Source organism: Spirosoma montaniterrae, from assembly GCF_001988955.1.
In the GTDB taxonomy this organism is placed as follows: Bacteria; Bacteroidota; Bacteroidia; order Cytophagales; family Spirosomataceae; genus Spirosoma; species Spirosoma montaniterrae.
In genome coordinates this window covers 4,685,460-4,711,254 of the sequence record NZ_CP014263.1, presented here as the reverse complement: position 1 = coordinate 4,711,254, position 25,795 = coordinate 4,685,460, and the positions used below count along the sequence as shown (strand labels likewise).

Here is a 25,795-nt window from a genome sequence, read left to right as displayed (position 1 = left end):
AACCCATCGAAAGTTATTAGTATGCTTACAAAACGCATTATTCCCTGCCTCGACATCAAAGACGGGCGCACCGTGAAAGGCACCAACTTCGTGGACCTCCGCGACGCAGGCGACCCCGTCGAACTGGCGGCTATCTATGCCGAACAAGGTGCCGATGAACTGGTTTTTCTGGATATTACAGCCACGGTCGATGAACGCAAAACGCTGATTGACCTCGTTCGTAATGTGGCGCACACCATCAATATTCCGTTCACGGTAGGAGGGGGAATTTCATCCGTGGCCGATGTATCGGCACTACTGAACGCCGGGGCCGACAAAATTTCCATCAACTCGTCCGCTGTTCGTAACCCCGGCTTAGTCGACCAACTCGCACTGGAGTTCGGCAGTCAATGCGTAGTAGTAGCAATTGATACGCGGTGGGTGGGTGAGCAGCACCTTGTTCACACCCACGGCGGACGAAAACCAACTGAACTACAGACGATTGCGTGGGCGAAGGAAGTAGAGAACCGGGGCGCGGGCGAGATCCTATTGACCTCAATGGATACCGACGGCACCAAAGCAGGTTTCGCGCTGGAGTTAACGGCGCGGGTTTCGGGTGCGGCCAACATTCCGGTCATTGCGTCGGGTGGGGCCGGGTCGATGGATCATTTCGTGGATGTGTTCACTACCGGCCAGGCCGACGCCGGGCTTGCTGCGAGCATATTCCACTTCAAAGAAATCGAGATTCCTGCCCTGAAAGAGTACCTGCGGGAGAAAGGAATTGAGATAAGGATTTAAAAAAATTAACCGCAAAGGCACAAAGGTTACGCGAAGTACGCAAAGATGTCTATTGCGCACTTCGCGAAAAGCTTTGCGTCTTTGCAGTTGAAAAATCAGAACTTAAACCCTAAATCTAAACTCACCACCCGGTTTTTCGAGGTCAGTTGATTGGCCCGCGACACGTTCAGCAGGCCGCGCTGGTAGCTAACGCCGAGGTTGAAGGCGTTGACGTTATTGATTTTGTACTGAACGCCCGTTCCCAGCAGCAGTTCAACGTCGCCAAAACTATATTGCCGCCGGTCGCCCCCGCTCTCGGCGAGATAGAGACCATTGCGCTCCTGTTGTAAAGCACGTTCGGCTAATTTCAGGCTCAACAGGCCACCCGTTTGCACATACAACCGCACATTTGGCCCAATGTTGTTGGCAAACATTTTCACGGTAAGCGGCACTTGCAGGTATTGCAGATTATAGATGGATTCTTTTTCGGGTGCGCCCGGCGTAAACCGCGACGAACCAAACGACGCGGGCATTTGAAAACCCGACCGCTTGATGGTATACCAAAGCCCTGAACTAAATGCGTATCGATCTTTGAAAAAGAAATAATCGAACACAGGCCCCACGCTCATGCGAACGCCCCCGCCATTGGGCAGAAATCCAGCGTAGTTACCCATACCCTCGGCAGTGTTCAGATTAAGCGAAGGTGCGAACCGGATGCTCATTTCAATCAGTTTGTTCGGGCGGGCATAGTCGGGGCCGGTTTCGTCGTAGCGGTCGTCGGTTGGCTGCCGACGGCGTCGCCGACGTTTTATTTCGTCATCATAATCCGCCTGATTCTGGTCGGTATAGTTGTCGCCCAGAATCTTACGAAACCGCTTGTCCGATTCTTTCGAATAACTGTTAAGCGGTCGGCTAACGCGCGACACCGACGACTGGGCTACAGCACCGGTCAGGGGTAAGGTTGTCAAAATCAGGAGAAGCCCTGCAACTTTTTTCATAATTTTGCACGTTTTCAATACAGAAAACTGATGATGTCGATGCGATTGTGGATGGCCCCGCTGGGCCTTTTTTGCTTGTTTTTTCTGGTCTCGTGTTCTAAAAAAGAAGACGTTACGCTACTTCGGCTCGATCAGCAACTTTTCGCCGACAAGTCGGCCAATGGTATCCGGGCGTTTCTGAATCGCAACCCCGGCGTAGTTCAATTGTACTTTAACGCGAATGAGGCTGGTTCTGATACAGCCCTTGTCCGGGAATTGACCAACCGGGTCAACAATCCGGCTCTGAACGAACTGAATCAACAGGTACAGGCCGAGTTTGGCGACATGACCGACCTGAAAAATCAGTTGGCCGAAGCCTTTACCAACATCAAAAAAGACTTCCCCGACTTCCGGGTGCCCCGCATTGCAACCATCGTGACGGGCTTTACAGGGCCTGATTTGGTCGTTACTGACAGTCTGATCGTCATTGGGCTTGATTACTTCGCCGGGCCGACTGCCAAATACCGTCCGCAGGGACCAGAATATCCACAGTACATTCTACGCCGATATCAAAAAGATTACATCGTACCGGCTATCGTCTTCGCCATCTCTGACAAATACAATGCCACGAACCGCACCGACCAAACCATGCTGGCCGACATGGTGTATTATGGAAAAGGGTTTGTCTTTACAAAAACCATGTTGCCCGAGGTGGCCGATAGCTTAATTGTCGGTTATACAGACAAGCAACTGACCGAAACGTTTAACGCGCAGGATATTGTTTGGGCGCATTTTATTGATAATCAGTTGCTATATCAAACAAATCCGGCCATAAAACAACGATATTTGAACGAACGGCCCTTTACGGCAGAAATCGGCCCGGCCTGCCCCGGTGCCATCGGTCGGTGGCTCGGCTGGCGGATTGTGGGGCGGTATCACGACGAACGCAACAATGTCAGCATTGCCGACCTGATGCGTAACGCCGACACCCGGCAGATTTTTGAACAGTCGGGATATAAGGGGCAGACGGAATAAAACAATGGCAAAACGAACACGAAGTTTCGGCGAAGAAACACCGGAACAGGATAAAGGAAAATTAGATCGTGAGGGCCTGAAAAAGACCCTGCGGATTTTCCGTTTTGTGCGGCCCTACCGCACACAATTCATACTGGGAGCTATTTTTCTGGCTCTCTCAACAGCTACGACGCTCAGCTTCCCGGCTCTGATTGGGCAGGTGACAAAGGTAATTCAGGGGCAGTCGCCGTTTACGCTCAATCAGGTGATTCTGATTTTTGCGGGTATCCTGATTTTGCAGGCTCTGTTCTCGTTCCTGCGAATCTACTTCTCGGCGCAGGTCAGCGAACGCTCAATGGCCGACGTCCGCAAGGCCGTGTACGCCAAAATTATCACGCTGCCGATTCCGTTTTTCGAGAAACGGCGCGTGGGCGAACTGACAAGCCGTATTTCTGCCGACGTGTCGCAATTGCAGGACGTGCTTTCGATTACGATTGCCGAACTGTTTCGGCAGGTGGCCACGCTCATCGGCGGTACGATTTTCATCTTCTACGTGTCGTGGAAACTGACGCTATTCATGCTGGCGACCTTCCCGGTGATCATCGTGGCGGCCATGTTTTTCGGGCGGTTCATCCGTAAACTGTCGAAGCGGGCGCAGGATTTGCTGGCGGCTGCAAGCGTGATTGTCGAAGAAACGTTGCAATCGATCAACGTCGTAAAAGCGTTCACGAACGAGCGGATAGAGATTAATCGCTACGGTTCGGCACTGGGGCTGATGGTCGATACGGCCTTGAAAACAGCAACGTACCGGGGCATTTTTGTGTCGTTCATCATCTCGACTATGTTCGGCGGCATCATGGCGATTGTCTGGTACGGCGGTATACTGGTGCAATCGGGCGAAATTCCATTTGCCGATTTGTTGTCGTTTATTTTCTACACCGCCTTCATTGGCGGCTCGGTGGCGGGGATGGGCGACATGTACGCGCAGATTCAGAAGACAATCGGCGCGTCGGAGCGGATTCTGGAGATTTTAGACGAATCATCGGAAGTGAACGCCGACGAACAGACACCGTTGTTTGTGCCGGTACAGGGCCACGTCTGGTTTCAGAATGTGCAGTTTTCGTACCCGTCGCGGCCCGATATGCCGGTGCTGCGCGGCATTTCGCTCGACGTAGCCGCCGGACGGAAAATCGCGCTCGTAGGTCAGAGCGGAGCCGGTAAATCGACCATTGTGCAGTTGCTGATGCGGTATTACGAACGCGGCAGCGGGCAGATAACCGTCGATGGCCGCGACCTGACGAGCTTTAACGTGACCGAGTTACGGAAGAACATCGCCGTGGTGCCGCAGGAAGTAATGCTGTTTGGCGGTACAATTTTTGAGAATATTCAGTACGGCAAACCGGGTGCAACGGAAGCCGAAGTACGCGAAGCAGCCCGCAAAGCCAACGCACTCCAGTTTATCGACACCTTTCCCGACGGTCTGCAAACCATTGTGGGCGAACGCGGTGTTAAACTATCGGGTGGTCAGCGGCAGCGCATTGCCATTGCCCGCGCCATTCTGAAAGACCCGGCGATTTTGATTCTCGACGAAGCAACGAGTTCGCTCGACGCCGAGTCCGAACGCTTGGTGCAAGACGCATTGGACGAGTTGATGCAAAACCGCACGACGATTATTATTGCTCACCGGCTGGCAACGATTCGGAAGGTCGATCAGATTTACGTGCTACGCGACGGCCTGATTGCCGAACAGGGCACCCACGACGAACTGGCTTTATACGAAGACGGCATTTACGCCAATCTGGTTAAATTGCAGTTTGAAACAATAGAGTAGAGACGCAAGATATTGCGTCTTAGCCGCCGGATAATTTTTCCGGTTGGTGAAAATTACTGACGCGAGTGAGACGCAATATCCTGCGTCTCTACACAAAGGTTCACTAAAACCATGACCGCTGCCCAAACGCTCAAAACCTTCAACCTGCGGCACACGAGTGGCCGGGAAGAAGTGCTGGATTTGTTTCTGAACGCCGGTCACGCGCTGGCGCATAGCGACGTGGAGAGTGGCCTCGGCCCTGACCACGACCGCGTAACGATCTACCGAACGCTGCGGACGTTTCTGGACGTGGGCCTGATTCACAAGGTGCTGGACGATGAAGGCGGCACCAAATATGCCCTCTGCCGTGAAACCTGCACCGAAGGCCACCACCATCACGACCACGTACATTTCAAGTGCGAAACCTGCGGCCAAACCACCTGCTTAGACGGCGTTCATATCCCGGCCATTGCCCTGCCCGACGGCTACGCCCGCAAAGAAATGAACCTGCTCATTCAGGGCGTTTGTCAAGGGTGTAATCAGTAACGCGGCTGGAAAGCCGTAAGTAACAGAGCAGTGCGAAACAAAGCGGCTTTACAGCCGCGTTACGTATGTCCGATACCTTTTCCGTCCGTCAACAGCAATTTCAGCAAGCCGGACAAGCCGCTCAACGGCGATATAACCAACTGGCGTTCTGGCGGATTCTCTGGTTTTTTGGGGCAGTTATTATCGTTTGGTTGCTGGCGCGGGCCGACCAGCAAACGGGAGCGGTTGTGGCCTTGTTAGCGGGCATTGTGGGCTTTCTGGCATTGCTGAAAAAGCATCAGCAGATACGGCAGGAACGCGAACTAAACCGGCATCTGGCGTTTATCAATCAGGACGAAGCGGCCCGGCTCAACCGGCAGTACCTGCGCCCGGAGATGGACCAGCGATTCGTGAATCCAGCGCATTCCTACAGCAGCGACCTCGACGTATTCGGGCGGCAATCGCTGTTTCGACTTCTGAACCGGACACATACGCACGAGGGCGAAAACCGGCTGGCACAGTGGCTGCTGAATCCGTCATTGCCCGATGCCATACACTTACGGCAGTTGGCCGTGGCCGATTTGACGCCCCAACTTGAGTGGCGGCAACGGTTTGAGGTATTGGCCTATCAGGAAGAAACCATTGGCCGTTCGCCCGAAACGCTCGTTAGCTGGGCTACTGCCGAGGGAACTCCGCTACCTGCTTTCCTGAACGTCCTGCGGTTTGGGTTGCCCGCCGTTACACTGGCGTTGTTTATTGCCTGGTTATCAGGTTATGTACCCGGCGCGGCTGTGCTGGCTGGTTTGGCGGCTCATGGGTTTTTGCTGAGTCAGACCGCTAACCGGGCAAAAGAGCTGAGCGAACAAACCTTCACCATCTCAACCGCGCTGGGTGCCTACCGGAGTTTATTCGGTCAGGCCGAAACCGTTAAAGGCGACGCGCTACGGCTGCAAGCCATTCGCAAAGCATTGACCTCTGATAACCTAACAGCCTCGAAAGCTATCGGCCAACTGGCGTGGCTGACCGAAGCCCTGAACTACCGACGCAACGCTTATTTCTCGCTGTTGCTCGGCCTGCCCACACTTTGGGACATTCATTATTTGTTTCGGCTCGAACGCTGGCGGCAGCAATACGGCCCGCACCTTAGTCGCTGGTTCGAGGCTCTGGCCGAACTCGAAGCCCTCAATAGTCTGGCTGGTTTTGCCTACGCGCACCCGCAGTACGCCACGCCCAACATCGTAGACGGCTCCATTCAGCTCGACATGATGCAGGTAGTTCATCCGCTTTTGCCCCCCGACCGCAGCGTTGCCAATTCGCTTTCGCTGGAAGGTTCGGGCCAAACGGTGCTGATTACCGGTTCGAATATGTCAGGAAAAAGTACATTTCTACGCACGGTGGGGGCCAATGTAGTGCTGGCACTGGCAGGTGCGGTGGTCAGTGCCGAATCGTTCCGGTGTTCGCCCGTGCGGGTGTTCACAAGTATGCGCACACAGGATTCGCTCGAAGAAAGTACGTCGTCGTTTTATGCGGAACTACTCCGGCTGAAAACGTTGATTAAGCTCACGAAGCAACAGCGTTCTGCTTCGCAGAGACACCTGCCAGTTTTATACTTCTTAGACGAAATTTTGAAAGGTACGAACTCTGCCGACCGCCACCGGGGAGCCGAAGCTCTGATTCGGCAGTTGCACAAAACTACAGCGTCGGGCTTCGTTTCGACCCACGACCTCGAACTCGGCCAACTCACCGACGCCAGCGAATTTGTACGTAACTACCATTTCCAATCTGATTTGACTAACGGCGAGTTAGTATTCGATTATACGTTGCGCGACGGCATCTGTACCAGTTTCAACGCCAGCCAGTTGATGCAGGCAATTGGTATTGAGATGTTTACTGAACAGCAGGCTCTGTAGAATTGGGGTAAGCCAGCGTTTTGACGCTGTCGTTGTGTATCTTCGCCCTACCTGATTTAGCCAGTATGCAAACCTCCTTTACTTATCAGCCTTCCTCAATCGGAACACCCGTCGCGTCCACCCGCCTGCTTTCGCTCGATGCCTTTCGGGGTATCACCGTAGCAGGCATGATTTTGGTCAATAATCCCGGCGACTGGGGCCATATCTACGCACCCCTTGAACATGCCCACTGGCACGGCTGGACACCCACCGACCTTATTTTTCCGTTTTTTCTGTTTATCGTTGGCGTGTCTATCACGTATGCATTAGGGGGCGAAAGAGAGAGAGGTGGAGGTAAGGGAGTCGTGCAAAAAATTGTGAAACGGAGTATAACGCTGTTTCTGCTGGGGCTGTTTCTCAATTTCTTCCCTAAGTTCGACATCAGTACCGTGCGTGTCATGGGCGTACTGCAACGCATCGCGCTGGTGTATCTGGTTTGTTCGCTTATTTTTCTAAGAACATCACCCCGTCAGCAGGGATGGTTGTTGGCTATTCTGCTTATCGGTTATTGGTTGTTACTCACCGTTGTTCCCGTTCCCGGCGTAGGCTACCCCAATCTCGAACCCGAATCTAACTTCGCAGCCTGGGTCGACCGCACGATTTTGACGCCCGCGCACGTTTACAAACCCGCCAAAGTCTGGGACCCCGAAGGCTTGATAAGCACTATTCCGGCTATTGGCACTGGCCTTGTTGGTCTGCTCACAGGCCGCTGGCTTCGGAGCAACCGTGATGCGACCGAAAAAGTAGCGTGGCTCTTTGCAGTGGGTTGCCTTGTTACGCTGGGTGGGTTGATTTGGGACGGTTTTTTTCCCATCAACAAAGCCCTGTGGACTTCGTCGTATGTGTTGCTGGCGGGCGGTTTGGCAATGCTCGGGCTGGCTTTGTGTTACTGGTTCATCGACGTACAGGCTGGGGGAGCAACCGGCAGGCAACGCTGGGCTATGCCGTTTGTCGCGTTTGGCGTTAATGCCATCACAGTATTCTTTTTGTCGGGCCTGATTCCACGTATCATGAGCCTGATAAAAGTGGCTCAGCCCGATGGTTCGGAAGTCAACTTACGCGATTATCTATATCGCACCTTCATTGCCCCGCCCTTTACCGACCCTAAAAATGCATCACTGGCGGGCGCACTTACGTTTGTACTCATCTGGTTCGGCATTTTGTGGTGGATGTGGAAGAAGCGCGTAATTGTCAAAGTGTAGATTGACCAGTCACGTTCTACGTTTATTTACTGGATTCTGGGGCCTACTGTGCGAAAGCCTATTCAGTTTAATCCTCTATACTCATTGGGCGTTTCGCCTACCTTTTGTTTGAAAAATCGGGTAAAATGCTGTGGGTACTTAAAGCCTAACTCATAAGAAATTTCACTTACTGATTTGCTGGTATCGAAAATTCGTTCTTTTGCCAGGTCAAGCAAGTGCATCTGGATATATTCTAAAGCCGATTTTCCAGTTTCTTTTTTAATCAAATCGCCAAAGTAATTCGGTGAAAGGTGTAACTCATGGGCAAAATAGGCTACCGTAGGAACACCAAAAGTTTTTAGCTTTTCGCCTGCTAAATACTCACTGAGTTTCTGCTCGAACTGTTCGATAACGCCCCGGTTGACCTGCTCACGGGTAATAAACTGGCGGTCATAAAAACGCAGACAATACTTTAAAAGCAGTTCAAGATTAGCCACTATTAACTTCTTACTGTGCCGGTCAATATTTTGGCCGACTTCAGTGGCAATATTGCCAAAACAAGTATTCACAATTTCTCTTTCTTTTTCGGAAAGATGGAGAGCCTCGCTGGATTGATACCTGAAAAATGAATATTCGTGAATCTGTCTGCCCAGGCTCGTGCCCTTAATGAGGTCGGGATGGAAGATAAGAGCCTGACCATAGGGTTTATGTAGTTCTCCTTCAGGCTCGTTCGTCACTACTTGCCCTGGCCCAAAAAACACTATAGTACCCTCGGCATAATCATAGTACTTGTTACCGTACCGCAAATCACCGCAGCGGGTTTCTTTAATGACGATGGCATAAAACGCCAACGTGAACTTCATTCGGCTCATTAGGGCGGATTTGTTGAAATCGACCAAACTAATGAGCGGGTGCTGCGCTGTGTTGTTAAACGTATCGCAGTACTTTTTTATGGTGTCGTAAGTAATCATCTGCTTTGTTTTAGCATCAAATCTACGCTCAAAAGCCGTGGCTCACTGCGGCATCTGTAAAAGTGGTAAGCATAACCGTAAAATGTATATAAGTAAGCAAGTGGGGGCAGGGTAATTTTACGATGAATTTATTTATCACCAATATAATTACCTGTAAATGAAGCGTATCGTCACTGGTTTAGCACTACTGACATTTACACTTGCGTCGCTGACGGGCTTTACACAGTCTGCCGACAGCACCCAGGGCCTCACCACGGTTTCGGGTTCAGTAGGTCTTACCAACAATGGGTTTTCTATCATCCCAACATTTTCGTTAAATAGCCCGGCGGTTATTATGAATTTTTATTGGCGCAAGAAAAGGTTCAGTTTCGACCCCGACATTCGTCTGGTTCCAGATGCCAGTAAAGGTGGGTTCATTTTCTGGTTCAGGTATCGCCTGATCGAGCAAAAGAAGTTCAGTTTGCGAATCGGCGTTCATCCAGCCTTTACGCTGGTAAGAAGAACAATAACCGAAAATGGCATTAGCAGTGAACTTACCGAAACACTACGCTTCGCAGCGGCTGAGGTGGTACCCAACTACCAGATTACGCCCAACTGGAGCATTGGCGCGGTGTATTTGCATGGCAGCGGATTGCAAAAATGGGGACCGCAAAACACAGATGTTTTCTTTTTAAACAGTAGCATCTCAGCTATCAGGCTTGGGAGCGGATTCGGACTAAACCTGATTCCGATGGTATACTTAATGTACGTCGACAGCCATCAGGGGAGTTATTTTTCAGCGACCGCCATAGTAGCTAAAAAAGGCATTCCATTCTCACTACAATCGACTATAAATCAGACTTTTACGTCTAACATACCGGGTAATCAGCACTTCATGTGGAATGTGATGGTCTCTTACAATTTCAGCAAAACATTCAAGCAAGTACCATGAACCGTTCGTTTACGCTCTTACTGCCGCTCTTGCTGTTTTTCGTCAGCGCAACAGCTTGTAAACCTACAAATCCTACCGGTCAGGATACGGTCGGCACAACCAACAACGATAAAATTCAGATGACCAATCGACTAATTATCCGAATAGAGGCCAATACGTTCACGGCAACTTTGCTCGACAATCCAACCGTCACTGCTTTCAAAGCCCGTCTGCCAATTACCCTTTCTATGCGGGAGTTGAATGGAAATGAGAAGTTTGCCGAACTGACCAGTGTATTGCCCACCAATGCAGCAAACCCCGGCACGATTCAAACCGGCGACCTGATGTTATATGGGTCTAATACACTGGTGCTGTTTTACGAAACCTTTCGAACTTCTTACTCCTATACCAAGCTCGGACGAATTGACAATCCGGCGGGGCTGGCAGCGGCTCTTGGCTCTGGAAACGTAACGATAACGTTTGAGCTGGAGTAGACAGTAATTGGCAAGAAAAATATGTTTATTTGACTATGCCTATTAGAAAAACCCGGCACATTAGTTGGCCTGACGGCTTGTCGGACAGGCCTGGCCGATCTACGCACGATCTCAAACAGCAAATCGAGCGTATTTTGCGCTGGGAACCGCCCGAACACTGGCAACTGCGCGATTTTGAGACGTTGAGCGAACGAGTGATGATGCATACCAACCAATGGGTTGAAGCCCACGACCTCCAAACGTTCTGGCACTCATCAGACGCGACGCTTGGAACGCTCGACGCACTGGCGCAATTTGCCGACTATGCGAATTTTGCCGATTTCTGCGCCCGTAATGCAGCGGGTGAGATGGTGCCAGCGAAACCAGCCCTTTTTTACCGACCCCACCGCGAAGTACCAGCGCATTGGATGACCTGGATTCTTTGGGCATCAGCGTTGGTGTCTGTCTTAATCAGCGTATTGTTGTGGCTGAAACGATAACCAATCCTCCCCCGCGTTCTGGTCACGCCCAACGCTATGACCATTGCCGTATGCGTCCAAACACGGTCTGATAGGTTTAAATTTTTGTTATGCCAACCGCACACCGAACAGATTCGAAAGCTTTCGCTTCCCGCCGGGACGCAAAGCAACCGATACGCAGGATGTTCCTGCCGTATCAGTCTGCTTTGTAGTCCAGCATTGAGTTAAGCCCGGCCCAGCGTAATTTTAGAAATTCCAAAACCAGGTTATACACAAACCGAACGCACCCAACCAGCAAAGCCAGTTGACTTTGCTGGTTGGGTGCGTTCGGCAGTATGCAGTATCAGTACCCTTTAAAGTTAACGGACTCGGTCGGCGTACCGATTGCGCTGTGGGCCTGACCTTGTACACCCGCCCTAAAGGAAGGGATTTTACGGTTGTATCAGAAATGTTTTGAGTCCTACACATCATGTGTAGGACTCAAAATAAACAGAAATTTATAAGAACGGCGTCACGATAGCGACAACCTGTTCGCGGGTCAGCGGCTCGTCGAACGCTTCTGTGATGGCGTCGGTCGAGAATTGGCTCCCCAGCAGGGCTACCAGATTGGCACCTCCCTGAATCACGTTGTCTTCGCCCATATACACACCGGCAGCGGCAGCAGGCAGACCCTGCGGACCACCACCAACAACCCAGCCTTTCTGACCGCGAATGTTCCGAACGCGGGCTGCGTGGGCAGCTTCTACCGCGTGGATTTGCAGGGCTACTTCCAGAATTGGCTTGGCATTCATCAGGTTGGCAGCCTGACCTTTATAGGCCCGTACACCCGTGTCTTCAAACGCCTGCGACACAGCCGCGAAGGTCTGGAAGTTGCGGAATGTATCAGGGAAAGCTCCTTTCGCCGAATAATCGAAACCCGGCTTGGCAATCGCCCGCGAGCCTAATACCGACTTCAGCAATTTGACGTGTACTTCTTCATGCCGACGGATAAACTCGAACGCCGGCTTAAACTGGTTTGGAACCAGGCCGGGCGAATTGTTGGCAATGTCGTAGAATTCGTACTCCAGGTACTCCAGCAGCAGGGCGAAGTTGAGCACGTCGACCACGTTTTGTGGCAGTTGGCTGCTTTGGCCGTATGCGCTGGTCATAGCCGAAGCCATAACAGCGGGTGCCGCTACAGCTACCGTTTTTTTCGTCAGGGAGCTAAACAAACCCCGGCGTGATACATGCGCCAACCGGTCGAATACTTCCCCGTCGACCTTTTCGAGTTCATTGAATATATTTTGGAGATTCATGATTGCTGAGTAGTTTAAGCTGCGCGGGTTAGCAGATTGCGGGCATCGATTGTTTCGCGGATAAACGGCTGAACCTTAGGCAGTACTGCCGATGGCTCAAACGCCAGATGGAGGCCATTCGGGTCTACGATGTCTTCGCCCGCAAAGGCCGTTTGGTTCATGTACTGCATTTCGCGGATGATCGAACTGTGCCGCGCTTCGACCGATACAATTTTACCGGCCAACGTGAGGAAATCGGCACTTTGCAGGTATTTACCCGCTCCGTTGTAAGCACCTACGCCCGTGTCTTCAAATACCTTTGCTGCCGTCAGCACGTCGGTGCGCTGGCGGAAATTGATACCGCTGAAATCGAATGTTAGCTGCGGAACAGCGGCTCCGCCCAGGGCGGCCTTGAAAAACTCGCGGTGAATAACCTCGTGGTTACGCAGGTCTGTCAGCAACTGGCGCTCCATTTGCGTAATGCCTTCGTAGAAGTTCGCCACTACCATTTCGTAGAACCTGGCTTCGAGCTGTTCCAGCACGTAGGCGTAGTTAAGGATGCCGATATCGCCACCGGGGAGGGTAACAACATCGCCCGGAGCAGCGGCCCGTGCCCCGCTGGGCTGTACTTGCATGTCTGCCGTTGAGCAGGCCGTCAGCAGGCCACCCGTAACGGCTGCCACTGAAGCCACCCGCAGAAACGACCGGCGGCTATCAGCCAATATCGGGGTCGTTTCGGGGAGTTTGTTAACGTTTTTCATTGAGTAATAAAAGGTTTGAAAACACTGTTCTGCGTTGAACAGAATGACAGGCATACGCAGGGTTTACAACCTTAGATTGCAATAAATTAGATTATTGATTAAAAGGCAGGTGAATTTTATATAAACCTTTGTTTATCAGAACTATACATTTAATAAAAATTTTATGGTCTATTGTTGTAGTTAATACTGTCTACCGGGTAAGAAACGATCAGCTAATTGTTTTCTGTTGGGCCGACGACAGCACATCAGCCGGAATAGGCAAGTCGATCATACAGCGGAAATGTCCCAGTGGGCAATAATCATGGCCGATTTTAGAACAGGGGCGGCAGTGTATAGTTTGATTCTCCAGAACTATAAACTTTGTTTTATATGGATACATACCCAGCCGGGGCGTAGTATTGCCCCAGATAGAATAAACTGTTTTCTGAAAGGCTGCCGCTATGTGCATCAGCCCGGTGTCGTGGCTGAATACCATTCGCGCCTGTTGTATCAGCGAAGCCGATTGGTTGATACTGTAGAGGCCGCAGGCGTTGTAAACCCGTTTGCTGCCCAACAGGGCTACTACCTGCTCACCAGCGGCCCGGTCGTTGGTGCCGCCGAGCAATATGACCGGTTCGTTTAACTGCCGACATAGGTCGACCATGCGTGATGCGGGCAGGCGTTTGGTGGCATGCTGCCCGCCAATGGCGTAAGCAACATAACCAAATTGGTGCGTTATGGGCAGACTACTGAACGGAACCTGCTCATGGTCGGGTATAAAATGGTCCAAGCCGAGGTCGTCGTTTCTGACGCCTAATGGCACTACCGTAGCCAAATAGCGATCTACAATGTGCAGGTCAGGCATCACGTCTACCTTAAACCGCACGTAGAGCCACTTGCGAAGATTCAGCTTATCGACAGTGTAGCTACGAACGCCCAGAGCGGTTTTAATCAGGCGCGTTCGCAGGTTGTTGTGCAGGTCAATTACGTAATCGAACCGTTCGGCGCGGAGTTGCCGAATCAGGTCGGGCAGGCGGTCGTCTAAATAATGCCGATGACCGATATGCGGATTATGCTCGATTAGTGGCTGATAGGCCCGTTTCGTACAAAAATGCACCGACACCCCGGGTAATTGTTGCTTCAGGCATCGAACAACGGGGGTAGTCAGTACGATATCGCCGATAGAAGAAAAGCGAAGAATCAGGATTTTCATGCGTGGAGTCATTTACAATACATCTCGGCTTCTATTTTCAGCGTCCAGTCGGCTTTGTCTACCAGATAGTTAGGCTGGCGCAACGGCCAGGTAGCCCCGCCGTCGGTACTGGCCCGGAAATCGTAGCGTTTGCCCACCTGAAGTTTATACGACGTGGCCGCCCGTTGGGTGCGCGTGGCCGTCAGCAGGTCGCGCCAGTTTTCTTTGCCTACTTCACTGTACTGGGCTTTGAACAGGGCCGGGAGCGAGGCTTCGTCCAACTTCGTGCCTTTGGGGCAGGCAAACCGTATTTCCAGTTTCATGGCAGGCGGCACTGGCAGGGCACTTAAATTGATGGCAACGGGCGTTTGGTCGCAGGTGATGCCCTCGCCCGATTCGGCCATTAACCCGCCTTTCGCTCCTTTGCCCCAGGCGTCGGTTTCGTCGTATACGCGCAGTTTCAGGCTTCGGCCCGATACCTGGTTATAGACCCGAATCAGCGCACCGTTGTTCACGTTCGCATAGAAATTACCAACCACTTCGTTGGTGCGGGCATCGACCAACTGACACCGGTAATTAACGTCTACGTTGGCAAGCTTGCTATTGACCCGAAAAACCGGCCCCAAATCACAGACCGACTCGGTCCAGGTGGCAACGTAGGCAGCCGCGTGGGTGGCTTCGGCCCGGTATTCGAGCCGCCCGGTCTGATTGTTTCGGGCCACAATGCCGGGTTTCTCCTGCTGCCAGCGATTCGTAAACGCATCGTAACTATACAGTGGAATGGTATCGCCCACCTGTACGGCCCGCGCTTTTTGCCCATTGATGGTAGTCGGATTCAGCTCCATCGTCCAGCGCATGGGCTGCGACAGACTGCGAACCAGCGCATACTGCTCGTTATACAGCGCGAACGTAACCGACCCGGCTATCGACGTGATGCGTAACGTACCGGGAGTGGGTTGGCCCGGAAGCGGCTTAACATCCGACAAAATGCCTCCGCCCGGCACCTGACTGGTCGAAGCCGTTGTACGGGTGTTGGTGTGCAGTACGGCCAGTGTCAGATTGCCGCCCACAGGTTGCCCGTCGCGGTCAGTTAGTTTGGTGCCTGGCGCGAACGTAACCGTAGCGCGGTCAGCGTCGGGCGTTTGTTCGGCAGTGGTGAGGGCGAGGGTAGTTGGCAGGGTGCCGTCGGTACTGGCCCGGCTATTTGTTTGCGCGGCTACCAGACTTCGGGGCGGTCTGGCAAGATTGATCTGGCGCAGCACCCGCGTTTGCCGGGCCGGGCCAGTTAGCACAATCGGCTGAACAACAGCTAAGTAGCCATCGGCTTCAACGGCCACCGTGAACCGCAGCGGCTGGGCCGGGCCTGGCGTTACAGTGGGCGATGCAGCCATCAGCAGAACACCATCGCTGTTAATTTTGAAGTTAGTGGTGTTCAATGTTGTCACAACCCGGCTGGCGTCGGGTCCGGCCAGAATTACCCGGCTGTTTTTAGGCAGCGGATTGCCCGCCGGGTCATACAGACGACACTCGACAACACTTTCCTGAAGCGGGTCTTTCAGCCGCAACTGTACGCCGTCGAGCGGGTTTTGGCAGGCATCGAGCGTAACAAAAAAGAATAGCAGATAAAGCAGACGAACAGTCATGGTAGTCGGTACGTAAGCGTAAAATTTAACGATGGCAGATAGCGATAATTCGACAGATTTCGCTCAACTACAGGCACTTGCTCGCTCAGGTTGGTTGTCTCTAAAAAACCTTCGTAGGCCAGATCGACACGGGGCCGACCGAGGTAGAACGCGCCCAGCTCAACGCCCACACCCCAGCGTCTGCGCGGAACGGGTCGCCCGAAACCGAAGCCGAAATAACCCACTACCGGACGCCAGCGAACGGCTAAACTGACCGTACCGACGTCTTCGGGCAGCAGTTCCAGCCCACCCAGATTCAGTTTTTTATCGGTAGTAACAACTGCGCCGAGGTGCGGATGCCAGGTATACCCAAGCCCGCCCGCCAGATAGAACGACCCGCGCCGGAACGGTTGCCACATCAGCCCGGCCTGCGCCAGCCCAATCATAAAATCAGGATCGACGGTGATGTACGACTCCGACGAGACATTGACCCGAATCGGTTGACGGTAAGCAATATATTGCCCGCCAACGCGCAACCACAACCGCTTTGCTGAGCTTAGTTGCCGGTTATAAAACAGCCCCGGCCCCGTTGTTCCTATATGCAGGCGAACGGCGTGTTGTCGCGTAATCACACCAGATGTATCGGGCTGATGGGCAGCCCGTCCTGGCTGATTTGCGAACAAAAGGAAGCTGATGAATAGAGATAGTCGCATAAACATCGCAATAAATTTAGTTTGAATTTACTGTATAAAATTAACAGTAACATATTATTTATTTTTTACCTAACTTTACTGGTATTTTTCACAGTAACAGTTGTATGAAATCAGTAAAGTTTTTTGGAAAATTTTCTGGGTAATTAAGAAATAATAGAAAATTAAACGGCCTACCGTGATAAAAACACATCTGTTATAAACATCTGATAATCAAATGATTGTTAGAAAAAAAGAAGTTTTTTGGCATAAACATTTATGCTCGCCATCGCAGCTTTAGGTGGTATATTATGCTGATGTAAGCGGAAAAATCACTAAGAAAAATATATTACCGTTGTAACTTTGATATTGTTTCGTAAACAAAAACTTTACTATTTTTGTCTGGACAATAATAAAGGCATACTGTAATAAGTGTGCGATAAACTACTCTGCGAACTCAGGAAAATCAATTGTATGACTCTACATCTGGCTAAACCAACTCTACGTTTGTTCTCTCTGCGCCTACTGGTTGGATTCCTTATCAGTACACAATGGCTGACAGGCTGCGTCAGCACCCAACATTTAGCTTACTTTCAGGACGTATCGGGGCAAAAAGCAAGTCTGACCATTCCTGACCGCTACGTGCCTGCTATTCAACCGGGCGACATCCTGTCGGTGCAGGTGAGCAGCCTGAACCCGGAAGCAACCAGCTTTTTCAATCCGTATGCCGCCATCACCGTTGCCGAACGAGGCAACGTACCGATGCAGGTAACAAATACCACTCCGCTTTTGCCAGCTAACGGGTATCTGGTAGATGCCAACGGTATGATTGAGCTGCCCATGCTGGGAAAAGTGAAAGTGAGTGGGCAAACCATTACCCAGGTGAAAGACCGGCTGCGCGAGTCGCTTAAAGAGTATTTGAAAGAGCCTACTGTCAACATTCGTAATCTGAACTTTCGGGTATCAGTCATGGGGGAGGTAGCCCGCCCATCGCTGTTTTCGATACCGAACGAACAGATTACCCTGCTCGAAGCCCTCAGCCTGTCGGGCGACGTGACTATATATGGTCGGCGCGATAACGTGCTGATTATCCGGGAAGAAAACGGAAACAGGAGTTTTGGCCGCATCGATCTGACCCAGCGCGATCTGTTCAATTCGCCCTACTACTACCTGCACCCCAACGATATTGTGTATGTAGAACCTACGCGGGTTCGGGCAGCTACTGCCGACCGAACCAATCAGCTATTACCAATCATACTCAGCGGTTTATCCTTTCTTGCGATTATCGTTTCGCAATTCTAAACAGACACGTTCATGTCGAATCAGAATAATTACGCCTATGCTCCGTATCAATTATACGAAGCGGAGAATACGCCCAACCTGCGGGCGATCCTGATGCGCTACGCGCGGCATTGGAAATGGTTTGTTGCCTCACTGATTCTGGCCGGTGCCGGTGCCTATGCGTACCTGCTCTATCAAACACCTATTTATAAGGTGCAGACCAGCCTGCTCATCAAAGACGACAAGAAAGGGCTGAGCGAAGAAAACATCCTGAAAGAGATGGACATTTTCGCGCCGAAAAAGGTCGTGGAAAATGAGATGGAAATCCTGAAATCACACGCCCTGATGGATAAGGTAGTGGGTGGTCTCGGTCTCGACGTGCAGTATTTTCAGCCGACCAACCTCGGCAAACGCGAAATCTACGATGTTGCCCCCATTCGGTTGGTGGTAGAGAAACCTACGCCGGCATTGTATGAGAACGAACTGGAAATTACCGCTACCAGCCCGAATACAGTACGGATCAACGACAAAATTTACCCGGTCAATCAGAGCGTTCAAACGCCGTATGGTCGGGTGCGGGTATTTGCTCATCATCGATTAAAAACGGGTAGCGACCCCATCATTGTGCAGGTGCTGCCCCGGCAGGATGCGGTTGAAGGGTATCTTAAGCAGCTAACCGTTGAACCTACGAGCAAAGCCTCGACCGTGTTGCAGCTTACGCTCGAAGATGCAGTGCCGCGCAAAGGCGAAGCCGTATTGAACAAACTCATCAGCGAATACAATCAGGCCGCCGTAGTCGATAAGAACATTGTGGCTTCTAATACGCTCAGCTTCATTGAGGAGCGGTTGCGGCTGATTGCGGGCGAACTCTCGACGGTAGAAAAAGGCGTTGAAAGTTTCAAGTCGGCAGAGGGAATTACCGACCTGAGTTCGCAGGCGCAGGTATTTCTGGAAACTGTGAAAGATAATGATAGCCAGTTGAATAAAACAACCATTCAGCTTGGCGTAATCGAAGACGTGGAACGGTATCTGAGCAGCCGCAGCAACGAGCGCGGAATGGCCCCGGCAACGCTCAGCGTGAGCGACCCCGTGCTGGTGGGCTTAGTGGGCAAACTGAACGAGCTGGAACTGCAACGCGATCAGTTGAGCCGCACCACCACGCTCAACAACCCCATGTTGCAGTCGCTCGATAGTCAGATAAAAGCTACCAAAGCCAGCCTGACCGACAATGTACAGAACATGAAGCAGGCACTGACCAGCACCCGGCAGCAGCTCCGGCTCACCAACCGCCAACTGGAGAATCAGATTCGGACAATTCCGCGCAAAGAACGGGCACTGGTGAACATTACCCGGCAGCAGGCCATCAAAAACAACCTGTACACGTACCTGCTTGAAAAGCGCGAAGAAACGGCCCTGTCCTATGCCTCGACCGTGGCCGACAGCCGCACCATCGACCCGCCCCGGTCGGGTTCGGAGCCGGTGAAGCCCGTGAAAGCTACCATCTTTCTGCTGTTCGGACTGCTGGGACTGATGCTGCCTGTGGGAGCTATTGCCGCCCGCGACGCCCTGAACGACCGCGTTAGCCGCCGGTCTGATATTGAATCGGCCTCGCAGGTGCCTATTCTGGGCGAAATTATGGCGAGCCGCAACGTCGATCCGCTCGTGATGGTATCGGGCAAACGCTCGGTTATTGCCGAACAGATCCGAACGCTGCGTACCAACCTCCAGTTTCTGCGCTCGAATCCCACCGACAGTCAGGTAGTGATGTTCACCTCAAGCATCAGTGGCGAAGGTAAATCGTTTCTGTCGCTGAACCTGGGAGCCAGCCTGGCATTGGTCGACCGCCCAACGGTGATTCTGGAAATGGATCTCCGCAAACCTAAACTACACTCGGTGCTTGGGCTGCTAAACACCGTGGGTATCAGCAACTACCTGATTCAGGAAGCCACTGTAGACGACATCTTGCAGGAGATTCCCGGCTTTCCGAACTACCACATCATCACAAGCGGGCCAATTCCGCCAAACCCCGCCGAATTGCTCAGCAGCCCACAGCTTGAAGAACTCTTCCGCGAGTTGCGCCAGCGGTTTGCCTACATCATTGTTGATACGCCCCCAATTGGGTTAGTGACCGATGCACAACTGATTGCGCCCCACGTTGACGCCACGATGTTTATGGTGCGCCACGACCATACGCCCAAAGCCTATATCCGCATGATCGACAACTTATATAAAGAACACCGGTTTCAACGCTTAAACCTGATTCTGAACGGCGTTGGCGGGGGCGAGTCGTATCAATACGGCTACAGTTACGGCTACGGCGGCTATTATGAGGAACCGAATAAGCCTGCCAAAATCACGATTCACAAGCGGAAATAGTAATTTTTATCCATACCCATTATGCTCGACCTTTTCATACCACCGGTTTCGGAGCCGGTTGCCGTTACGGATGTGCATTCAGCGAGCCAGTCACGCACGGTGCTGGGCTATCAAGTGGGCATTTGGATAAAACGTGCCTTCGATATCGTAGTGGCTTCAGTTGCGGTGATTCTGGTGCTGAGTTGGTTAGTACCGGCTTTGGCTCTTGCCATTCGGATCAATTCGCCCGGCCCGGCTCTGTTCGTGCAGTTGCGCACGGGCCGCAACGGTCGCCCGTTTCGCTGCCTGAAGTTCAGAACGATGACCTACGAGCGCAACGCGACCTTTAAGCAGGCCACCAAAAACGACCGGCGTATCACGAGTATTGGCCGCGTACTGCGTAAAACCAACCTCGACGAACTGCCGCAGGTATTCAATGTACTGATGGGGCAGATGAGCATTGTTGGCCCACGTCCGCATCCCATTGCCCTCGACGCCCAGCACTGGCACACGCTGCCCGGCTACCCCAGCCGCTATGCCGTAAAGCCCGGCATCACCGGACTGGCGCAGGTACGCGGTTGCCGGGGCGAAACTGCCCGGTTGGTCGACATGGTTCAGCGCGTGCGCTTAGACCGGCTATACATCAGAAGACGCACATTTCTGTTAGACATAAAAATCTGCTGGTGGACGGCTACCTGCATGATTAAAGGAGACAAAAAAGCCTGGTAATCAATTACCTCTACAAAAACTGTTTTTCTATGAATATTGCATTAGTTACGGGTTCGGCGGGCCTCATCGGCAGTGAAGCCGTCGCCTTTTTCGCCGATAAATTCGACCTCGTCGTCGGCATCGACAACAACATGCGTCAGTACTTCTTCGGACCCGACGGCTCCACCGACTGGAACCGAAACCGACTCGCCGACGCCTTCCCCAACTACCACCACCGCACCGCCGACATCCGCGAGGTGCCCCAGCTCCAGACCATCTTCCAGGAGTTCGGAACCGACATCAAGCTCATCCTCCACACCGCGGCCCAGCCCTCCCACGACTGGGCCGCCCGCGAACCCTTCACCGACTTTGGCGTCAATGCCGTTGGCACGCTTAACCTCCTGGAGATGACCCGCCTGCACTGCCCCGAAGCCGTCTTCATCTTCACCTCCACCAACAAGGTCTACGGCGACAATCCTAACTTCCTGCCCCTCATCGAGACCGATACCCGCTGGGAAATCGAGCAGACCCATGCCTACTTTGAACACGGCATCGATGAACACATGAGCCTGGACCATACCAAGCACTCCATCTTCGGGGCCAGCAAGGTAGCCGCCGACATCATGGTGCAGGAGTATGGTCGCTACTTTGGCATGAAGACGGGCGTTTTCCGGGGGGGCTGCCTGACGGGTCCCAACCATTCGGGGGCGCAGTTGCACGGCTTTCTGAGTTATCTGATGAAGTGCGCCATCACTGGCACCCAGTACACGATCTTTGGCTACAAGGGCAAGCAGGTGCGGGACAACATCCACAGTTGGGATCTGGTGAACATGTTCTGGCATTTCTATCAGAACCCCGGGCGGGCGAAGTCTACAACGCGGGTGGTGGCCGGTATGCCAACTGCTCGATGCTGGAGGCCATCGGGTTGTGCGAGGAGATTTCGGGCAACGTGATGAACTACCAGTACAGTGAGACCAACCGGAGTGGGGATCACATCTGGTACATCTCGGATCTGAGCAAGTTCCAGGCCCACTATCCGGGCTGGTGGTGGACGTATGACCTAAAGGCGACGATGGTGCAGATTCACGACAGCATGCTAGCCCGTCTGGCCGTGACGGTTTGACAAGCATGTACAGCCCAGAACGTATTTTTTCTTTACGAGAAGAATCATAAATAATCCGCTGAGGAAGAGCAGTCTTTTATGCTAATGGTAACTGCCCTAAAAAGTAAACTGACCGATTTTTTCGTGAGAGGCCACGAAAGGACAGTGTTGGTTAGACGAAATATTGCTCTTTCTTTCCTGATCCGGGCTGGTGGAATATTAGTTGGGCTGGTACTGGTTCCCATGACAATCAACTATGTTTCTCCGGCGCAATACGGTGTTTGGTTAACTATTAGCTCAATTGTTCAGTGGCTTAATTTCTTCGACGTCGGTTTGGGCAATGGTCTTAGGAATAAGCTGGCTCACTCGCTGGCGATTGGTGAAAAAGAAAAAGCGCGAGTTTATGTCAGCACTACCTACGCCGTTCTTGCCCTGATTGCGATTTTAACCTTTGTCGTGTTTGCGGTCAGTAGCAGTTTTGTGGAGTGGAGAAGCGTGCTGAACGTAGACGCCGAGAAAGAAGAAACACTACGCTCGGTAATGTGGGTGGCCGTGGGTTGTTTTTGCATTCAGTTTGTAGTGCAGCTTATCAATGTTGTGCTTGCATCAACTCATCAATCAGCCAAAGCCTCGTTCATTGCGCTGTTTGGTCAACTCAGCACGTTAGCCGCCATCTACTACTGCATACACTACGTACCAAGCAGCCTGTTTGCACTGGTGGCGATTGTGGCGAGTATGCCTGTTTTGGCCTTCATTGTTTCATCGCTGTTTCTGTATCGCAATGTGCTTGCTTCTCTGGCTCCCAACTGGCAGTTTATTCGCTTTAAACATGCTGGTAGCCTATTGAACACAGGCGGTATTTTCTTCGTCATTCAGATTAGCGTATTGGTAATCTTTCAATCCAACTATGTAATTATCAATCAGTTGCTTGGCCCTGAACAGGTCACTATCTTCAGTGTTTGTTACAAGCTATTCTCCGTAACTATCGTGGTGTTTAACATCATCATGCTACCCTTGTGGAGTTCATTCACCGACGCCTATGCGAAGCAGGATTTCAACTGGTTGAGAAATAGCCTGCACCAGATGCGAAAACTATGGCTTGCTTTTGCGGCACTGACAATTCTGATTTTAGTCTGTTCGCCCTTGCTTTTTAAGCTGTGGATAGGTGAGAGTGTTTCTGTTCCAATGTCCTTATCAGTATGCATGGCTATGTACGTAATTGCCAATCTATGGCATATGCTGCATGTCTACCTGCTAAATGGAATTGGCAAGATTCGTTTACAACTGATACTCGTCATTATTGGGGCTTTGCTGAACATTCCCATTGCCATCTATTTCGGCAAAAGCTTTGGAATAATTGGGGTGGTAGGGACTAATACGCTGTTTTTTCTGGTGTTAGGCGTAGTGTACTCATTGCAATGCCAAAAAATTATCTCAGGTACTGCCGTGGGTTTGTGGAATAAATGAGACAAGTGCAATCCGCATTTGTGTTTGCATCGAATAATAACTCGCACTCTACATGAACAGTCACTTATTTCTAATCGGAATACTGTTTGCCGTCTCAGTACGTCTGTTCTCTTTCTCGCTCATTGATGATATATATTTTGATGCATTAGAGGCCGCTATCGTATTAGTGCTGATTTGGTATAATGTATCGCACCCCAAGCGCATACGAACACCATTTGTCTTTTACGTCAAGGCAATCATCATTCTCAGCTTGCTGAGTGCTATACCAGCCTTTTTATTTCACGACCAAAATTTTGCCTTGTCGTTATTAACATCCAGAGTAATCTTCTTCTGGTTGCTGTATTTCGCACTCCATAAAATGAACGTTGATCCATATAAATTGGAGAAGCTGCTCATCATTTTTGGGGTTGCCTGGTCAATAATTATGGTCGTGCAGCAGTTCACTTACCCTACTGTTCTGTTCGATGTATACCACGGTGTGACCTATGAGGATGGTAAGGAGCGAAATGTCGATATAAGGGGGGGGATTGTGCGGATTTGGATAGCGGGTGTCGGATTCAGTTATTTTCTGGCTACCTACATGTGGCAGAAGATCTATGAGAAGTTGTCGCTATCAAACATTGCATTATTTGCCTTAGTGATTGCCGCTATACTACTCATGCAGTCAAGGCAAGTGATATTCGGCCTGATACTGGTTTTCACCGCCGATGTTTTCCTCAACTTTAAAGTTGCCAGTGTCAAACGTATTCGTTTCACAACCTTATTTTTTGGGTTTGCTCTCGTATTCTTCGCTGTTGCTGGCGACTTTATATTGGCACTGATCGAGTTGTCGAAAGAGCAGGGAGTCACCTCCGGCGATTATGTTCGGGCACTTGAAATAAACTATTTCCTGTTTGAGTATTGGCCGCACCCGCTGTGCTACCTGCTTGGTAATGGGTGGGAGCATGATCTAAGCCCCTATGGTAAAGAAATTAAAGAGCAGTTGAAGTGGGGGTTGGGTTTATACAGAAGCGATGTAGGGCTAATAGGTGCTTTCAACAAGTTTGGCTTGTTCTACGTAGTGGTCGTAATTATGTTCTACGCTAAAGTGCTTATTCCGCGTAAGCATCTGATTATACCCAGATACATTCGATTGTGCTTCGTGCTGTGTGCACTAACGGCTTTCACGGGGGCCAACTTCTTCGAGACTCCGTCGTACTTCGTGCCTTTTGCCTGCCTTTTCTACATAACGGATAAAGCCAATGAATACCATCTGCATCATCATACCCATTCACAACCGGCTGTTGCTCACACAGAAGGGCATCCGGTCGCTGTATGACGCCCTTAGTTACCACCAAAATCACGTTTTGGATAGTGCGTATCGCTTTGCAGTAGTCGTTGTTGACGACGGCTCAACCGATGGCAGTTCAGAATGGATTTCCAGGCATTACCCAGACATACACTTGATAAAAGGTGATGGAAATCTGTGGTGGAGTGGGGCTGTAAATCTCGGAGCCAAACACGCCGTAGAGCATTTACAGGCCGATTTCGTTATTCTTTGGAATGACGATACGCTGTGCGAAATCGACTACTTTGTGGAGCTTGATGCGGTACTAAAAAAAGAACCCGCCTACAGCCGTTCTATTTTGGTTTCCAAAATATACTGGCTTGGCGAGTCGAATAAGCTTTTCAATTATGGTTGTTATTATTCCCACAAAACAGGTCAGAAAAAACTAATAGGGGCCAACGAGACCGACCGTGGGCAGTTCAACGACATTATCCGAATCGACTGGTCGGGTGGCATGGGTACGGTTATTCCAGCTACCGTGTTAACAAAAGTTGGTTTCTTCGACGCTGACATATTTCCTCAATACCACGGCGATATGGACTTTTTTCTCCGGGCAGGTAAGCTTGGTGTCGCTTCATTTGCCGTGCCGACACTCAAAATTTATAATAATCGGGAGTCTACAGGTCTGACAAAAGCGCGGAGTTTTGACGATCTTAGAAAGATGCTTGTCTCTAACCGCTCTCTTCATAACATCCGCCATAATATAGTGCTGAATAAACGACATGCCAACACCGTGTTTGGCTGGGCAAATCTAACCCTTAGCTATGCGAAACTAATTATCAAATCATTACGCACAATTGTATGGGCCTGAAAGTAAAGCAGTTTGCTACAGCGTTAAGGTTGTACGTTTATAACGCCTTTATCGCCAGAATACCCATCAATGGTATTCGTCTTCTACTGATTCGCGGTTATTTGCGGCTGGGCAAGAAGTCGAATGTGTGCGTAAACGTAAAGATACTGAGCAAACATATCGACAAAAGCCACATTCAGATT

23 protein-coding genes and 1 pseudogene are annotated in these 25,795 nt (G+C 51.2%); 16 read left to right on the top strand and 8 right to left on the bottom strand.

Annotated features, from left to right (window positions below):
* Positions 1–21: 21 nt before the first annotated feature.
* Positions 22–777, top strand: a complete 756-nt coding sequence (gene hisF / locus AWR27_RS20280) for an imidazole glycerol phosphate synthase subunit HisF (RefSeq protein WP_077132874.1) — start codon at positions 22–24, stop codon at positions 775–777.
* A gap of 95 nt (positions 778–872) precedes the next feature.
* Here hisF and AWR27_RS20275 read toward each other — a convergent pair whose 3' ends face one another.
* Positions 873–1,754, bottom strand: coding sequence for a porin family protein (locus tag AWR27_RS20275; protein ID WP_077132873.1), 882 nt, complete (start codon positions 1,752–1,754; stop codon positions 873–875).
* A gap of 39 nt (positions 1,755–1,793) precedes the next feature.
* Between AWR27_RS20275 and gldB the strand changes: the two genes are divergently transcribed.
* The 5 genes from gldB (at position 1,794) to AWR27_RS20250 (ending at position 8,233) form a co-directional block, all read left to right on the top strand.
* The gene (gldB, locus tag AWR27_RS20270) at positions 1,794–2,768 is read left to right on the top strand and encodes a gliding motility lipoprotein GldB (RefSeq protein WP_077134109.1); all 975 of its coding nucleotides are present in this window, start codon (positions 1,794–1,796) and stop codon (positions 2,766–2,768) included.
* 4 nt (positions 2,769–2,772) lie between these two features.
* Entirely contained in the window at positions 2,773–4,578 is a 1,806-nt protein-coding gene (locus AWR27_RS20265) for an ABC transporter ATP-binding protein (RefSeq protein ID WP_077132872.1), read from the top strand.
* A 111-nt stretch (positions 4,579–4,689) separates the two neighbouring features.
* Complete coding sequence (locus AWR27_RS20260) at positions 4,690–5,103, top strand: Fur family transcriptional regulator (RefSeq protein WP_077132871.1); 414 nt, start codon at positions 4,690–4,692, stop codon at positions 5,101–5,103.
* A gap of 65 nt (positions 5,104–5,168) precedes the next feature.
* Complete coding sequence (locus tag AWR27_RS20255; RefSeq protein ID WP_077132870.1) at positions 5,169–6,992, top strand: MutS family DNA mismatch repair protein; 1,824 nt, start codon at positions 5,169–5,171, stop codon at positions 6,990–6,992.
* A gap of 65 nt (positions 6,993–7,057) precedes the next feature.
* Positions 7,058–8,233, top strand: a complete 1,176-nt coding sequence (locus AWR27_RS20250; RefSeq protein ID WP_077132869.1) for an acyltransferase family protein — start codon at positions 7,058–7,060, stop codon at positions 8,231–8,233.
* Positions 8,234–8,295: 62 nt separating this feature from the next.
* On the opposite strand, the gene AWR27_RS20245 is transcribed toward AWR27_RS20250, so the two are convergent.
* Positions 8,296–9,183, bottom strand: a complete 888-nt coding sequence (locus AWR27_RS20245; protein WP_077132868.1) for a helix-turn-helix domain-containing protein — start codon at positions 9,181–9,183, stop codon at positions 8,296–8,298.
* A 157-nt stretch (positions 9,184–9,340) separates the two neighbouring features.
* On the opposite strand from AWR27_RS20245, the gene AWR27_RS20240 reads away from it, so the two are divergent.
* Genes AWR27_RS20240 through AWR27_RS20230 form a run of 3 tightly spaced genes read left to right on the top strand, consistent with a single transcriptional unit; the run spans position 9,341 to position 11,066 of the window.
* Entirely contained in the window at positions 9,341–10,114 is a 774-nt protein-coding gene (locus tag AWR27_RS20240; protein WP_198045045.1) for a hypothetical protein, read from the top strand.
* Entirely contained in the window at positions 10,111–10,587 is a 477-nt protein-coding gene (locus AWR27_RS20235) for a cyclophilin-like fold protein (RefSeq protein WP_077132867.1), read from the top strand. Before AWR27_RS20240 ends, AWR27_RS20235 begins: the two co-directional genes overlap by 4 nt.
* Positions 10,588–10,622: 35 nt before the next feature.
* Complete coding sequence (locus AWR27_RS20230) at positions 10,623–11,066, top strand: hypothetical protein (protein WP_077132866.1); 444 nt, start codon at positions 10,623–10,625, stop codon at positions 11,064–11,066.
* A 175-nt stretch (positions 11,067–11,241) separates the two neighbouring features.
* On the opposite strand, the gene AWR27_RS26170 is transcribed toward AWR27_RS20230, so the two are convergent.
* The 6 genes from AWR27_RS26170 to AWR27_RS20200 form a co-directional block, all read right to left on the bottom strand.
* The gene (locus tag AWR27_RS26170) at positions 11,242–11,379 is read right to left on the bottom strand and encodes a helix-turn-helix domain-containing protein (protein WP_418346645.1); all 138 of its coding nucleotides are present in this window, start codon (positions 11,377–11,379) and stop codon (positions 11,242–11,244) included.
* A gap of 163 nt (positions 11,380–11,542) precedes the next feature.
* Positions 11,543–12,340, bottom strand: coding sequence for a ferritin-like domain-containing protein (locus AWR27_RS20220; protein ID WP_077132865.1), 798 nt, complete (start codon positions 12,338–12,340; stop codon positions 11,543–11,545).
* Positions 12,341–12,354: 14 nt separating this feature from the next.
* Entirely contained in the window at positions 12,355–13,080 is a 726-nt protein-coding gene (locus tag AWR27_RS20215) for a ferritin-like domain-containing protein (RefSeq protein ID WP_077134107.1), read from the bottom strand.
* A gap of 208 nt (positions 13,081–13,288) precedes the next feature.
* Positions 13,289–14,272 (bottom strand): glycosyltransferase family 9 protein, encoded by a 984-nt coding sequence (locus tag AWR27_RS20210; protein ID WP_083732923.1) that lies wholly within the window; start codon positions 14,270–14,272, stop codon positions 13,289–13,291.
* 8 nt (positions 14,273–14,280) lie between these two features.
* On the bottom strand, positions 14,281–15,894 hold the full coding sequence (locus AWR27_RS20205; protein ID WP_077132863.1) for a hypothetical protein: 1,614 nt from the start codon (positions 15,892–15,894) through the stop codon (positions 14,281–14,283).
* Entirely contained in the window at positions 15,891–16,586 is a 696-nt protein-coding gene (locus tag AWR27_RS20200) for a hypothetical protein (protein ID WP_232325883.1), read from the bottom strand. The genes AWR27_RS20205 and AWR27_RS20200 overlap by 4 nt, the downstream gene beginning before the upstream one ends.
* A 483-nt stretch (positions 16,587–17,069) precedes the next feature.
* Here AWR27_RS20200 and AWR27_RS20195 point away from each other — a divergent pair, with 483 nt between their 5' ends.
* From AWR27_RS20195 to AWR27_RS20165, 7 genes and pseudogenes are all read left to right on the top strand, one after another.
* Complete coding sequence (locus AWR27_RS20195) at positions 17,070–17,864, top strand: polysaccharide biosynthesis/export family protein (protein ID WP_077132862.1); 795 nt, start codon at positions 17,070–17,072, stop codon at positions 17,862–17,864.
* Between the two features lie 12 nt (positions 17,865–17,876).
* Positions 17,877–20,219 carry a GumC family protein gene (locus AWR27_RS20190; RefSeq protein ID WP_077132861.1) on the top strand — a complete coding sequence of 781 codons (2,343 nt, stop codon included), beginning with the start codon at positions 17,877–17,879 and terminating at the stop codon, positions 20,217–20,219.
* A 21-nt stretch (positions 20,220–20,240) separates the two neighbouring features.
* Positions 20,241–20,927, top strand: a complete 687-nt coding sequence (locus tag AWR27_RS20185; RefSeq protein ID WP_083732921.1) for a sugar transferase — start codon at positions 20,241–20,243, stop codon at positions 20,925–20,927.
* 29 nt (positions 20,928–20,956) lie between these two features.
* Positions 20,957–22,029, top strand: a pseudogene (locus AWR27_RS20180) (NAD-dependent epimerase/dehydratase family protein).
* An 84-nt stretch (positions 22,030–22,113) separates the two neighbouring features.
* Entirely contained in the window at positions 22,114–23,475 is a 1,362-nt protein-coding gene (locus AWR27_RS20175; RefSeq protein WP_198045043.1) for a lipopolysaccharide biosynthesis protein, read from the top strand.
* 52 nt (positions 23,476–23,527) lie between these two features.
* A complete protein-coding gene (locus AWR27_RS20170) occupies positions 23,528–24,793 on the top strand; it encodes a hypothetical protein (RefSeq protein WP_077132859.1) in 1,266 nt (421 codons plus the stop codon).
* Entirely contained in the window at positions 24,717–25,613 is an 897-nt protein-coding gene (locus AWR27_RS20165; protein WP_077132858.1) for a glycosyltransferase family 2 protein, read from the top strand. Before AWR27_RS20170 ends, AWR27_RS20165 begins: the two co-directional genes overlap by 77 nt.
* The last annotated feature ends 182 nt before the right edge of the window (positions 25,614–25,795 follow it).

Bases quoted from the DNA above. Each gene is read 5' to 3' on its own strand.
- AWR27_RS20235 (WP_077132867.1), top strand. From the start codon at position 10,111: ATGAACCGTTCGTTTACGCTCTTACTGCCGCTCTTGCTGTTTTTCGTC.
- AWR27_RS20205 (WP_077132863.1), bottom strand. From the start codon at position 15,894: ATGACTGTTCGTCTGCTTTATCTGCTATTCTTTTTTGTTACGCTCGAT.
- AWR27_RS20240 (WP_198045045.1), top strand. From the start codon at position 9,341: ATGAAGCGTATCGTCACTGGTTTAGCACTACTGACATTTACACTTGCG.
- AWR27_RS20190 (WP_077132861.1), top strand. From the start codon at position 17,877: ATGTCGAATCAGAATAATTACGCCTATGCTCCGTATCAATTATACGAA.
- AWR27_RS20175 (WP_198045043.1), top strand. From the start codon at position 22,114: ATGGTAACTGCCCTAAAAAGTAAACTGACCGATTTTTTCGTGAGAGGC.
- AWR27_RS20210 (WP_083732923.1), bottom strand. From the start codon at position 14,272: ATGAAAATCCTGATTCTTCGCTTTTCTTCTATCGGCGATATCGTACTG.
- hisF (WP_077132874.1), top strand. From the start codon at position 22: ATGCTTACAAAACGCATTATTCCCTGCCTCGACATCAAAGACGGGCGC.
- AWR27_RS20245 (WP_077132868.1), bottom strand. From the start codon at position 9,183: ATGATTACTTACGACACCATAAAAAAGTACTGCGATACGTTTAACAAC.
- AWR27_RS20170 (WP_077132859.1), top strand. From the start codon at position 23,528: ATGAACAGTCACTTATTTCTAATCGGAATACTGTTTGCCGTCTCAGTA.
- AWR27_RS20275 (WP_077132873.1), bottom strand. From the start codon at position 1,754: ATGAAAAAAGTTGCAGGGCTTCTCCTGATTTTGACAACCTTACCCCTG.
- AWR27_RS20220 (WP_077132865.1), bottom strand. From the start codon at position 12,340: ATGAATCTCCAAAATATATTCAATGAACTCGAAAAGGTCGACGGGGAA.
- AWR27_RS20215 (WP_077134107.1), bottom strand. From the start codon at position 13,080: ATGAAAAACGTTAACAAACTCCCCGAAACGACCCCGATATTGGCTGAT.
- AWR27_RS20255 (WP_077132870.1), top strand. From the start codon at position 5,169: ATGTCCGATACCTTTTCCGTCCGTCAACAGCAATTTCAGCAAGCCGGA.
- AWR27_RS20230 (WP_077132866.1), top strand. From the start codon at position 10,623: ATGCCTATTAGAAAAACCCGGCACATTAGTTGGCCTGACGGCTTGTCG.
- AWR27_RS20250 (WP_077132869.1), top strand. From the start codon at position 7,058: ATGCAAACCTCCTTTACTTATCAGCCTTCCTCAATCGGAACACCCGTC.
- AWR27_RS20260 (WP_077132871.1), top strand. From the start codon at position 4,690: ATGACCGCTGCCCAAACGCTCAAAACCTTCAACCTGCGGCACACGAGT.
- gldB (WP_077134109.1), top strand. From the start codon at position 1,794: ATGCGATTGTGGATGGCCCCGCTGGGCCTTTTTTGCTTGTTTTTTCTG.
- AWR27_RS20200 (WP_232325883.1), bottom strand. From the start codon at position 16,586: ATGCGACTATCTCTATTCATCAGCTTCCTTTTGTTCGCAAATCAGCCA.
- AWR27_RS20265 (WP_077132872.1), top strand. From the start codon at position 2,773: ATGGCAAAACGAACACGAAGTTTCGGCGAAGAAACACCGGAACAGGAT.
- AWR27_RS20185 (WP_083732921.1), top strand. From the start codon at position 20,241: ATGCTCGACCTTTTCATACCACCGGTTTCGGAGCCGGTTGCCGTTACG.
- AWR27_RS20165 (WP_077132858.1), top strand. From the start codon at position 24,717: ATGAATACCATCTGCATCATCATACCCATTCACAACCGGCTGTTGCTC.